Source organism: Pseudoduganella sp. R-34 (assembly GCF_049904655.1).
Lineage (GTDB): Bacteria > Pseudomonadota > Gammaproteobacteria > Burkholderiales > Burkholderiaceae_D > Rugamonas.
The window spans coordinates 4,067,700-4,079,335 of sequence record NZ_CP184572.1 but is presented as its reverse complement, the minus strand read 5'-3'; the positions used below and the strand labels follow the sequence as shown (position 1 = coordinate 4,079,335).

10 protein-coding genes and 2 riboswitches are annotated in these 11,636 nt (G+C 62.0%); of the genes, 6 read left to right on the top strand and 4 right to left on the bottom strand.

All coding sequences use genetic code 11. From position 1 onward, the window contains the following. Positions 1-35 precede the first annotated feature (35 nt). Both gcvH and gcvT read right to left on the bottom strand, forming a co-directional pair. Positions 36-416: a glycine cleavage system protein GcvH gene (gcvH, locus tag ACN9MW_RS18600; RefSeq protein ID WP_426161960.1), complete on the bottom strand. Its 381-nt coding sequence runs from the start codon at positions 414-416 to the stop codon at positions 36-38. 45 nt (positions 417-461) lie between these two features. Continuing rightward, positions 462-1,580, bottom strand: coding sequence for a glycine cleavage system aminomethyltransferase GcvT (gene gcvT / locus ACN9MW_RS18595; protein WP_426161959.1), 1,119 nt, complete (start codon positions 1,578-1,580; stop codon positions 462-464). 49 nt (positions 1,581-1,629) lie between these two features. Continuing rightward, positions 1,630-1,734, bottom strand: a riboswitch (glycine riboswitch). 5 nt (positions 1,735-1,739) lie between these two features. Continuing rightward, positions 1,740-1,825: riboswitch (glycine riboswitch) on the bottom strand. A gap of 79 nt (positions 1,826-1,904) precedes the next feature. On the opposite strand from gcvT, the gene ACN9MW_RS18590 reads away from it, so the two are divergent. The 3 genes from ACN9MW_RS18590 to ACN9MW_RS18580 all read left to right on the top strand — a co-directional run bounded on the left by ACN9MW_RS18590 (position 1,905) and on the right by ACN9MW_RS18580 (position 3,150). Further along, the gene (locus ACN9MW_RS18590; protein ID WP_426161957.1) at positions 1,905-2,105 is read left to right on the top strand and encodes a hypothetical protein; all 201 of its coding nucleotides are present in this window, start codon (positions 1,905-1,907) and stop codon (positions 2,103-2,105) included. Between the two features lie 72 nt (positions 2,106-2,177). Next, the gene (locus ACN9MW_RS18585; RefSeq protein WP_426161955.1) at positions 2,178-2,522 is read left to right on the top strand and encodes a hypothetical protein; all 345 of its coding nucleotides are present in this window, start codon (positions 2,178-2,180) and stop codon (positions 2,520-2,522) included. 67 nt (positions 2,523-2,589) lie between these two features. After that, positions 2,590-3,150, top strand: a complete 561-nt coding sequence (locus ACN9MW_RS18580) for an ATP-dependent Clp protease proteolytic subunit (RefSeq protein WP_426161953.1) — start codon at positions 2,590-2,592, stop codon at positions 3,148-3,150. 66 nt (positions 3,151-3,216) lie between these two features. Here ACN9MW_RS18580 and ACN9MW_RS18575 read toward each other — a convergent pair whose 3' ends face one another. Beyond that, positions 3,217-3,384, bottom strand: coding sequence for a hypothetical protein (locus ACN9MW_RS18575; RefSeq protein WP_165402207.1), 168 nt, complete (start codon positions 3,382-3,384; stop codon positions 3,217-3,219). 289 nt (positions 3,385-3,673) lie between these two features. Between ACN9MW_RS18575 and ACN9MW_RS18570 the strand changes: the two genes are divergently transcribed. Next, entirely contained in the window at positions 3,674-6,412 is a 2,739-nt protein-coding gene (locus ACN9MW_RS18570; protein ID WP_426161952.1) for a DUF1631 family protein, read from the top strand. On the opposite strand, the gene ACN9MW_RS18565 is transcribed toward ACN9MW_RS18570, so the two are convergent. After that, on the bottom strand, positions 6,409-6,879 hold the full coding sequence (locus ACN9MW_RS18565) for a low molecular weight protein-tyrosine-phosphatase (RefSeq protein ID WP_426161950.1): 471 nt from the start codon (positions 6,877-6,879) through the stop codon (positions 6,409-6,411). The genes ACN9MW_RS18570 and ACN9MW_RS18565 overlap by 4 nt on opposite strands. A 79-nt stretch (positions 6,880-6,958) precedes the next feature. Between ACN9MW_RS18565 and smc the strand changes: the two genes are divergently transcribed. Further along, the gene (gene smc, locus ACN9MW_RS18560; RefSeq protein WP_426161949.1) at positions 6,959-10,489 is read left to right on the top strand and encodes a chromosome segregation protein SMC; all 3,531 of its coding nucleotides are present in this window, start codon (positions 6,959-6,961) and stop codon (positions 10,487-10,489) included. A gap of 14 nt (positions 10,490-10,503) precedes the next feature. Beyond that, on the top strand, positions 10,504-11,628 hold the full coding sequence (locus tag ACN9MW_RS18555; RefSeq protein ID WP_426161948.1) for a cell division protein ZipA C-terminal FtsZ-binding domain-containing protein: 1,125 nt from the start codon (positions 10,504-10,506) through the stop codon (positions 11,626-11,628). Positions 11,629-11,636: the final 8 nt, after the last annotated feature.

Genomic DNA, 11,636 nt, shown 5'->3' with positions numbered 1-11,636 from the left:
AAGGCCCGCACGCAGCGGGCCCGGTAATGCGGTAATTAGTGCGCTACGTTGCCGTAAGCAGCGGCGTCCAGCAGGCCGTTGATGGCGTTGGCGTCGCTTGGCTTGATCTTGAACAGCCAGTTCGCATAGGCGTCGGCGTTGATCGATTCAGGCGCGCCGACTACGGCGTCGTTCACGGCAACCACTTCGCCCGAGACCGGCGCGTAGATGTCGGAAGCGGCTTTCACCGATTCCACCACGGCAGCGTCGTCGCCGGCGGTGAACGATGCGCCGACTTTTGGCAGCTCGACGAACACGATGTCGCCCAGGGCGTCTTGCGCGAATTCGGTGATGCCGACGGTCACGGTGCCGTCCGTTTCAGCGCGTACCCACTCGTGGGACTCGGTGTACTTCAGGTCTGCTGGAATGTTGCTCATGTTGGCTCCAAGGCTAAGGTTATTGTTTGGTTTTGCGGGTCTGGCTTAAGCAACCAGGATTTTACCGTTACGGACGAAAGGCAGCTTCACGACGGTGGCGGCCAGCTTCTTGTCGCGGATTTCCACGTGCACGGTGTCGCCCACGTTCACGCCCATCGGCACGCGCGCCAGCGCGATGGCCTGCTGCATGGTAGGGGAGAAGGTGCCGGAGGTGATTTCGCCAGTGTCGCCGTTGGGGGCGATGACTTTCTGGTGGGCGCGCAGCACGCCGCCTTTTTCGCGCAGGATCAGGCCGACGAACTGGGCGTTCTGGCCTTTCGCTTGCAGGGCCGCCTTGCCGATGAAGTCGCGCTCGGAGACCAGGTCGATGGTCCATGCCAGGCCGGCGTCCAGCGGGTTCACGGTTTCGTCCATGTCCTGGCCGTACAGGTTCATGCCGGCTTCCAGGCGCAGGGTGTCGCGCGCGCCCAGGCCGGCCGGCTTGACGCCTGCCGCGTTCAGTGCATTCCACAGGTTTTCAGCTTGTTCCGCGGCGACACCGATTTCGAAGCCATCTTCACCGGTGTAGCCGGTGCGGGCCACCATGGCTTCGCCAAAGGCGGTGCCTGGCACCAGCGCCACGTTGAATGGCTTCATTTCAGCGGTGGCTTCCTTGGCTTGCGGGATCACTTCCCACACTTTTGCGCGGGCGTTCGGGCCTTGCACGGCGATCAGGGCCATGGCGTTGGCGCCGTCGCGGCGTTGGGTGATGGTCAGGCCGGCATTGGTGGCTTCGTTCTGCTTGTTCATCCACGCGATGTCTTTTTCCGCGGTACCGGCGTTGACCACCAGGCGGAACCACTCTTCGTTGATGAAGTAGATGATCAGGTCGTCGATGACGGTGCCTTCCGGGGTCAGCATGCAGGAGTACAGGGCCTTGCCCGATACCTGCAGCTTGTCGACGTTGTTGGCGACCAGGCCGCGCAGGAAGGAACGCACGTTGGCGCCCTTGATGTCAACCACGCACATATGGGCCACGTCGAACATGCCGACGTCGGTGCGCACGGCATGGTGCTCTTCGATCTGGGAGCCGTAGTTGACCGGCATGTCCCAGCCGCCGAAGTCGACCATGCGGGCGCCGAGGGCACGATGAGCGTTGTTGAGTGGGGTTGCTTTGAGCGTCATTGATACCTCGGGGCAGAGAATAGGGGTTAATAAACGTAAACATGAATACGCCTACCCCTCTGTCCTTGGTACCTGAGAGATAACGGGAAGGTAATCCCGCACGCCCCTTCGGTGGGCCCTGCGCCATGGCGGACCGCTCTCCAGAGTTTTAGCCCATGGGGCCCTTGTTCGGTCCTTTTGCCTGAGAGTTTCTGGGTAATGCCCCTTCGGCGCCAGCGGCAGCTGGTCTCTCCCGATCAAGACTTGCGACTATATGACAGGAGGGCAATAAAGTCAATCTTGCGGCCCCGGGGAACTTGCCGCTGGGCCGTTGGTCCAATGGTCATGAAAACGCCAAACGACGACTATGACAATCCCTGGAAAGCCGCGGTTGAACGCTATTACAGGGAATTTCTTGCCATCTTCTGCCCCTGGCTGGAGGCGGCAATCGATTGGGCCGTGAACCCGCAGTTTCACGACCAGGAATTGGGCAAAGTAAGCCGTGACGCAAGGCCAGGGCTGGCGCCCGAATTCCTTCGTTTGTGAGGCTTGGGGAACGCGTCAGTCGATTGAATTTACAACAATCAAATTGCTCGACTTCGATCCGCCGCCGAAAGAATGTACTTGCCTGAGCCGCAGAAAGCTCGCTATGAGGCGGCGTTAGGTGAGCTGGAAAGGCGGTTGAATATGCCGTACGTTAATTCCATGGTGAGGGACGCTGTCGAGCGTGGTGAGGCGCAAGGACGGGTGCGAGGACTGGAGCAAGGTTTGGAGCAAGGTTTGGAGCAAGGGCAATTGATGGGGCGACGGCAAATGTTGCTGGAGTTGCTGGAGCAGCGCTTCGGGCTACTGTCGAGCCCTTTGCGGGAGCGGATCAAGGCGGTAGTTGAGCCCGAGTTGTCACGCTGCTCGGCGAAGCTGCTGGTGGCGCGATGCCTGGAGGATGTGCTGGCTAATGACTGAGGAGGGCACGCCTGGATGGCGGTCTGCGCTAGAATGACCGGACATCCATTTACAGAGTGGAGCGACCATGAGCGAAGAAAAGCAAAAACGCGATACCGAGGCCTGGTTCACCCTGTCCGGCGACGTGAACAGCGATATGGTGCACCGCATGTTCGATGCGGTGGCGGACATGACAGAGGATGGGATCGAAACCGCCCACATCCTGATCCAGTCCAACGGCGGCTACGTGAGCGACGGCTTGTGCCTGCACAATTACCTGCGCAACTTGCCGATCAAGATCGTCACGTATAACGGCGGAGCGGTGGCTTCCATTGCCGTCATCCTGTTCCTGTCCGGCGACGAACGCTTTGCCAGCGAAACCGCGCGTTTCATGGTGCACAAGTCGCATGCAAGTGCGCCGCACGGAGCGCGGCCAGATGCGCTGCGCATCATTGTGGAAGGCTTGCAGGCGGACGACGCCCGCACCGAATCGATCTTGCGCAAACATGTCCGTCTGACCGACGAACATTGGAATATCCACGCCTATTCAGACCTGCACCTGACTGCCCAGGAAGCTGCCAAGGTCGGTCTCGTCAACGACGTGGCCGACTTCAAGCCGCCCAAGGGCAAGCGCGTAACGAACATCTGAAGCGCAATATCTGAAACGACAGGGCCTGGAAGCGAACTCCCAGGCCCCCTATGCCGCGCCCGTCATCTAGCGATTGCCGCTACGGCTGGCAGGTGTCTTCTTGTCCGTCTTGCTCTGACGGCCGGTATCGGACTGCTGGCTGGCCGGCTGGGCTCCCGAACGGGAACCCTGGTCGGCGCTTTGGCGTGTGCCCGAGCTCGAACTCTGCTTGCTGGATTTTTGCCTGGATTTCATGACAGTTCCTTTCTGAAGGATCGGAACTTCATCATGCTTTCTGCAATAGTAAAGGTGAATCGGAATACAACTGACCGGCGTGTAGGACATGACCTTGCACCATTGTGGTGCAAACCCAACCGTTTGACCACATCGCCGAAAATATTTGCAGATTCTTTTGATTTGCCTATTGCCATGTGGAAAGAATCTGCGACAATGTGAATAACCACCAAAGTCAGGCCAGACCATGCTTCCAGAAAACCACACATCTTCGGCGCCCCAAAAAGCGGTCACGCCGCGGCATGCCTTGTTGGAAAACCTGATTAGCCTGGTCAATAAGCACATCAGTGATCAGTTCAATGAGTTGTCCACCCAATGGGCGGGCAGCTTGGTGGACGCGGGCGAGGCAGTCGACGTCAAGACACTGCAAGCGCGCTTGCGCGCCGGCAACCGGCTGCGCACCGATCACTACGCCTTCCTCGGCATCTTCGCCAGGCAACTGGAAAACGACCTGCGGCTGGAAATCGCGCAACTGGCGCCAGGGCAGAAGGCGCCGGTGCGCAAGGTGGCTGAGTCCCTGTCCCTGGTGTCCATGGAGGAAATGGATACCAAGGTGACCTTGGGCAGCTTCAGCAAGCCGTTTGAAGCCAAGTATTCCGATGGCCTCGCCACCCTGAATGTGCGCCTGGCCTTCCTGTTGGACCGCGATATCCTGCGCATTAACCAGAACCCCTTCCGGCCGGAAGTCTTCCTCGGCGCCTTCCAGCAGGCGTGGATCGATTTCATCAAGGATGAGGAGGCGAATGAGCTGATGAAGCCATTCCTGCGTCCGGAAGAGTTCTTCGATTTTGGCGCCATGCTGCAGGAGCTGAGTTCAGCGCTCGAGCGCAAGGGCGTGGGGCCGGGCTCGGTCGAAAAACACAAGTCACGCCGCGCTGATTCGCACGATGCGTCGCAAGCGTCATCTCGCAAGAAAAACCAGCAGGCCGCGCTGGCGGAGCAATTGCGCCAATTCTTCTCTGGTGCGGGCGATGCGCCGGGCGGCAAGGCAGCGCCGACCGGATTTGACCAACTGGGCGACCTCGACCTGTCACTGCCTACTCTGAGCGTGACGCCGGGGCTGTATGGTACGCCTGCGCATACAGCGGAGGCGCTGGCAGCTGCCGCGCCGGCAAGTGCCGGGACAGCAGCGCCAATGGCAGCGCCGGGGCAGCCAATGCCTGCGCCAGGCTATGTGGCCGGCGCGGCGCCTGGCATGGCAATGCCTGGTGGCGTTGGCATGGCGCCGGGCGTTGCAACTGGTGCCGCGCCAATGATGGCCGGCGTCCCTGGCGTGCCGGCCGTGGGCGGCATGATGATTCCTGCCGGCGGTGTTGTACCCGGTGGTGGCCTGCCGGGCATGCCGCTGGCGAGCGGCCCAGCAGTTGCAGGTGCGGGAGCGGCCGTCCCGGGCGGAATGCTGGGCGGCGTCGCCGTGCCGGGCGTGCCGGGTGGCGTGGCAGTGCCTGCGGGAGGCTGGGTTCAGGGGCCGGCCCAGGGCTTCCACGGCGGGGCCAATAACGAAGCGGCCCAGCGCGCATCGCTGGTCAGCGCCAAAGAGCCGCTGATGAATTTCCTGGCGCAGTTGCAGCGCGGCGTGCCGCAGGGCGCCGTGTTTGCCAGCGCCGATAGCAGTGCGATGCCGGCGCCGGGCATGCCGGCGGGCCTGGCTCCAGGATTCGCTATGGGGCCCGTGCAGGCCGGCGGCGGCGCGATGCCGGCCCCCGGCTTTGTTACTGGTGGCGGCTCGATGAGCAATGTGTTCTTGCTGCCGCAGATTAAAGAGCAGGCGCCTGCCGGCAGCCTGACTCGCGCCGACGAAGGCACGATCGACCTGCTGTCGGCAGTGTTCGAGACGGTGTTCCGCGACGAAAGCATTTCGCCCGAGATTCGCAACCTGATCCGCTTCCTGCAGATCCCGGTGCTGAAGGCCGCGCTGGTTGACAAGAATTTCTTCTTCCAGGAAGCGCATCCTGCACGCCGCATGATCGACCTGCTGTCGCGCATGGGCTGGGAGAATCGCAAGGACCCGGACGATCCTCTCTACAAGGCCATGCAGCGCAGCGTGGAGAAGGTCAGCGAGGACCACGAGGAGGAAATGACCGTCTTCACCGAGGCGGTCAATGAACTGGAAGCCTCCATCAAGGCTGAGGAGGCGGCAGCTGCAGCCGCCATGGCGGAGCCGATCGCCAAGGCGCTGAAGCAGGAAAAGATGTCGGTGGCCGCCAAGTCGGCCAAGGATGCCGTGGCACTGCGCATCGGCACTGGCGAAGTGGTGGCGATCGTCGAGGCCTTCCTGGAGAACAAGTGGGTGTCCGTGTTGACCATTGCCTATAGCGTCGAAGGCGAAAAGCCGGGCGCGGTCAACAACGCTACCCAGACCATGGATGACCTGATCTGGAGCGTGCGTCCGAAGATCACCCAGGACGAGCGCAAGACCCTGATTGCCAAGCTGCCTACCTTGCTGTCCACCCTGAACAAATGGCTGGACGTGATCAAGTGGCAGGATGCGGATCGCCTGCAATTCTTCGCCGAACTGGCTGAGTGCCATGCCTCGATCGTTCGTGCGCCGATTGAAATGTCGCCCGAGCGCCAGGTTGAACTTGCAATGGAAGTGGCGAAGAAGGATGCCGAGCGCCGCATGCAGCTGCAGGCTGTAGCCGAAGTAAAAGCGGAAGAGGCGCCGCCTCCGGACGACGATGCGGCGATCGAGGTGGATAGCCTGACGCGCGGCATGTGGCTTGAATTCGACCAGGAAGATGGCAGCCAGCGCAAGGTCAAGCTGGCCTGGATCAGTCCACTCAAGACGCTTTACATCTTCTCCACCACGGGCCGCCAGGAGGCGTTCTCGATCACGGGCGAGGCGATGGCGGAGCAGTTCCGCAAGGGCACTGTGCGCCTGATCCGTACCGAAGGCGTGGTGGCTGCAGCGCTGTCGGTGGCAATGGGCGGTGTCGCCGCCGTCAACGACGATCACCACGATTTGCCGGCCAACGGCACTTCTGCCTAGGTTTTGCGCAGGGCGGCCAGCAGGCCGTCCGATGCGTCCTCGATGTAATCCAGCACCGTATCGAAGCCATTCGCGCCGCCGTAATAGGGATCGGGCACCACGTCCGAGCCGGAGCGTGAGGCGAACTCCATGAACAGCCTGACCTTGTGGCGATGTTGCGCGGGGCAGGCCCGCTGCAGCATCTCCAGGTTGTCGTGGTCCATGGCCAGCACGTAATCGAAGCGCTCGAAGTCCTCCGCGGCCACCTTGCGGGCGCGTTGTGCGCTCAGGTCATAGCCGCGGGCAGCGGCATGCCGGGTCGAGCGCGGGTCTGGCGGGTTGCCAATATGGTATGCGTGGGTGCCTGCTGAATCGATGTGCAAATCGAGCCCGGCAGCCTGGGCGCGGGTCCGGAATACACCCTCTGCGGTCGGGGAGCGACAAATGTTACCCATGCATACAAACAGGATGGCGGTTCTGGTCTTCATTTTGTTCTTGCTATACAGGGAAAATGGTATGATTAGCCACTTTTTTAACACGTCCCAGCGGGCGAAGTACAGATAAAACGTGCGTCTATCTTCCATTAAATTGTCGGGATTTAAGTCGTTCGTCGATCCCACCAATTTCCAGGTACCCGGGCAGTTGGTCGGCGTGGTTGGTCCTAACGGTTGCGGCAAGTCCAATATTATCGACGCGGTGCGCTGGGTCTTGGGTGAGTCGAAGGCTTCCGAGCTGCGCGGCGAATCGATGCAGGACGTGATTTTCAACGGTTCCACCCATCGCAAGCCGGCCGGCCGCGCTTCCGTCGAGCTGGTGTTCGACAACAACGAGGGCAAGGCGTCGGGCCAATGGGGGCAGTACGCCGAAATCGCGGTCAAGCGCACGCTGACGCGCGATGGCACGTCCACCTATTACATCAACGGCCAGCCGGTGCGCCGGCGCGATATTACCGATATCTTCCTCGGCACCGGCCTGGGGCCGCGCGCCTACGCGATCATCGGCCAGGGCATGATCTCGCGCATCATCGAGTCGCGCCCGGAAGAACTGCGCGTGTTCCTGGAAGAGGCGGCCGGGGTCTCGAAGTACAAGGAACGCCGCCGCGAAACAGAAAACCGCCTGCACGATACGCGGGAAAACCTGCTGCGCGTGGAAGATATCCTGCGCGAGCTGACTAACAACCTGGAAAAGCTGGAAGGCCAGGCTGCGGTGGCGACCAAGTTCCACCAGCTGCAATCCGACCAGGAGGAAAAACAGAAGCTGCTTTGGCTGCTGCGCAAGAACGAGGCGCAGGCCGAGCAGGCGAAGTATTTCCGCGAAATGGAGCAGGCGCAAAACGACCTGGAAGAACAGACCGCGAAGCTGCGCAACGTGGAATTGACGCTGGAGCAGATGCGCCAGGCGCACTTCGCTGTCGGCGACCGCCTGCACCAGGCGCAGGGCCACCTGTACCAGACCAATGCAGAAATCGGCAGCCTTGAGGCGCAGATCAAGTTCGTGATCGAGTCGCGCACCCGCCTGCAGCAGCAGTTGGCTACGCTGACCGCGCAGCGCGACCAGTGGTCGCAGCAGGCGGAGGAATACGGCGGCCAGGTCGCCGAAGCGGAAATCAACCTGGAGGAATTGTCGGCGCGCGTGGAAGAGGCGCGCATGCTGGCCGAGCAGAAGGGCGAGTTGCTGCCGGTGCTGGAGCAGGAATGGCGCGAGGCGCAGACCCGGAGCACGGAGTCGCGCGCGCGCATCATGCAGGCGCAGCAGCAACTGGAACTGGAATCTGCGCACCAGCGCAATGCTTCCAACATCCTGGCCGGCCTGGCGACGCGCAAGGAGCGCCTGCAGCAGGAGAAGGGCGGGCTGGCGATGCCGGATTCATCGCACCTGTCGAACCTGAAGATGCAGCTCGAAGAAAAGCAGCAGTCGCTGGAAGAGCAGAACATGATGCTCGAGGAAGCGCTGGAGCAGCAGCCAAAGCTCGAGGAAGAACGGCAGGCTGCGCAGGCAGCCGTGCAATCCGAGTCCGCCGCGACCCACCAGCTGGAAGCGCGGCTGAATGCGCTGCGCCAGTTGCAGGAGCGCGTCCAGACCGAGGGCAAGATCACGCCATGGCTGCAAAAGCACGAACTGAACGAGCTGCCGCGCCTGTGGCAAAAGCTCGACATCGAGCAAGGCTGGGAAACTGCCCTGGAGGCTGTGCTGCGCGAACGGACTTCGGCGTTACAGGTATCGAATATCGAATGGGCCAAGCACTTCTTCAACGATGCGCCGCCGGCCAAGCTGGCGCTGTTCGCGCCTGCGGTTGCCGCCGCTGCGCCTGCGGCATCGGGCGATGCGACGCTGCGTCCATTCCTCGACCTGCTGAAGCTGAACGATCCTGGCTTGCGTGGCGTGCTGCAGGACTGGCTGCACAATGTGTTCCTGGCCGACGACAACGCCAGCGCCTTTGCCGCGCGCGGCACGCTGCCGGCGGGCGGCTGCTTCGTGACGAAGCAGGGCCACATCATTACGCAATCGTCGGTGCGCTTCTATGCGGCGGACGACGAACAGGCCGGCATGCTTGGCCGCCAGCACGAAATCGACAACATCACCAAGCAGTTGCGCGCGCAATCGATGCTGGCTGAAGAAGCCCGCAGCCGCGCCGTGCGTGCCGATGCGGCGCTTGGCAACCATGGCCGCCTGGTCACTGAACTGCGCGCCAAGGTGCAAAGCCTGACCGCCAGCGTGCATACGCTGCAGCTGGAAGTGGTCAAGCTGTCCGAGATCGAAGCCCGCTTCAACCAGCGCAGCAACCAGATCGAAACCGACCTCGCCGAAATCGCCGCGCAAGAAGAAGAGCAGATGCAGGTAAAGCTGGAATCGGAAGAAAAGTTCGAGCAGCTCGATATGGAGCTGGGCAACCTGCAAGGCGAGCATGAAGATGGCCAGACTGCCTTCATGCAGAAAGAGCAGCGCCTGGCCGACGCCCGCGAAGCCCTGCGCGAACTGGAACGCAAGGCGCAGGAAGCTGAATTTGCCGAGAAATCGGGGCGCAACCGCATCGACGAGCTGCGTCGAAATATTGCGACCGCTACTTCGCAAGTCGCGCAGGTGACGGAAAGCCTGCAGGCCGGCAAGCTGGAGCTGGAAGGGCTGGAGGCCGGCACCGCCAACGAAGGCCTGCAGGACCTGCTGGACCGGCGCACGCAGCAGGAGCGCGCGCTGGCCGACGCCCGCCATGAGCTGGACCAGATTACGCAGCAACTGCGCCAGTTTGAAGACTCGCGCATGCAGTCCGAGCGCAGCTTGCAGCCGCAGCGCGACAAGATCACCGAAATGCAGCTGAAGGAGCAGGCCGCACGCCTGAACCAGGAACAGTTCGCGCAGCAACTGGCCGAAGTGCAGGCCGACGAAGCCGCGCTGGCCGAAAAACTGCACCCGGACATGAAGGCCTCCTACCTGCAGGGCGAGGTAACCCGCCTGACCAACGCCATTACCGCGCTGGGCGCCGTCAACTTGGCCGCGCTGGACGAACTGGCTACCGCGTCGGAGCGCAAGAATTTCCTGGACGCGCAAAACCGCGACCTGACCGAAGCGATTGCGACCCTGGAAGATGCGATCACCAAGATCGACAAGGAAACGCGCGACCTGTTGCAGGACACCTTCGACCGCGTCAACCAGAGCTTCTCCGAACTGTTCCCGATCCTGTTCGGCGGCGGCCAGGCCAAGCTGATCATGACCGGCGAGGAAATCCTCGACTCCGGCGTGCAGGTCATGGCGCAACCGCCAGGCAAGAAGAACGCCACCATCCATCTGCTGTCCGGCGGCGAAAAGGCGCTGACCGCAACGGCCCTGGTGTTCTCGATGTTCCGTTTGAATCCCGCGCCATTCTGCCTGCTGGACGAGGTGGACGCGCCGTTGGACGATGCCAATACCGAGCGCTTCTGCCGCATGGTCAAGCGCATGTCCGAACAGACCCAATTCCTCTTCATCTCGCACAACAAGATTGCGATGGAGATGGCCAATCAACTGATCGGTGTGACGATGCAGGAACAAGGTGTGTCGCGCATCGTAGCGGTGGACATGGAATCCGCCGCATCATTTGCTACAGAGGCTCAAGCCGCATGATTACAGATTTCCAAATGAGTTTGATTGCCGCCGGCGGCGTGTTCGTCGTTGGCGTCATAAGCTACAACAAGTGGCAGGAGTACAAGCTGAAGAAACGTGTCGAGCGCGCCTTCGACGGCCAGCACGACGATGTCCTGATGCGCAGCGATGACGGCGTGCGCGCCGAACCGCGCTTCCACCTCGACGACGTGCCGATGCCGGACGCCGGTTCGGGCGCCTACGGCGTGCCGGAACATGTCGGAGGCCATGTCGGCAACGTCGCCGGGCCCAATATCGCACCGGACAGCAATGCGCCGGTGCTGCCGGTACGCGCCGCCGATGCCGGCGTGCCTGCCGAAGAACTGGCCACCTGCCTGGTCGATCCGCTGATCGATTGCCTGCTGCCGCTGGAACTGGAAGCGCCGGCCCGCGGCGAAAAACTGCTGCCGGCCCTGCAGAAGCTGCGCTTTGTCGGCAACAAGCCTGTCCACTTCATTGGCCTGGCCGTGAGCGGCGACTGGGAACCGGTGCGCCACGGCGTGGTGTACACCAAATTGCAAGGCGGGGTGCAGCTGGCCAGCCGCAGCACCGCATTGAATGAACTGGAATACTCCGAGCTGGTGACGCGCCTGCGCAGCGTGTCCGACGAAATCGGCGCCGAGCCGCAAATCCCGGACATGATCGAAGTCATGCAGGATGCGAAAAACCTGCATCGCTTCGTAGCCAACCACGATGCGCAGCTGGGCGTGAACCTCGCTTCCAACGGTGCTCCATGGAACATAGCGACCCTGCTCGGCGCATTGGAGAAGCTGGGCTTCGACATGCGCCCGGACGGCCGCTATGCCATGCCGGACGGCGAGGGCGGCTACTTGTTCTCGTTGTCGACCAACGTCACGCTGGCCGAGGAAACCACTTCGCGCCTGACCTTGTTGCTGGACGTGCCTTGCGTCGCTCCGGCACGCGACGGCTTTGGCTCGATGATCGGCTGTGCCAAGAACCTGATGGCGCGCCTGGATGCGACCATTGTCGATGACGCCAACCAGCCGCTGGCCGACGAAACCCTGGCCAGCATTGCCGGCCAGGTGCGCGAGTTCTACGACGACATGGCTGCATCGGATATTCCTGCTGGTTCCACCCGCGCACTGCGCCTGTTCAGCTAACCGGAAAC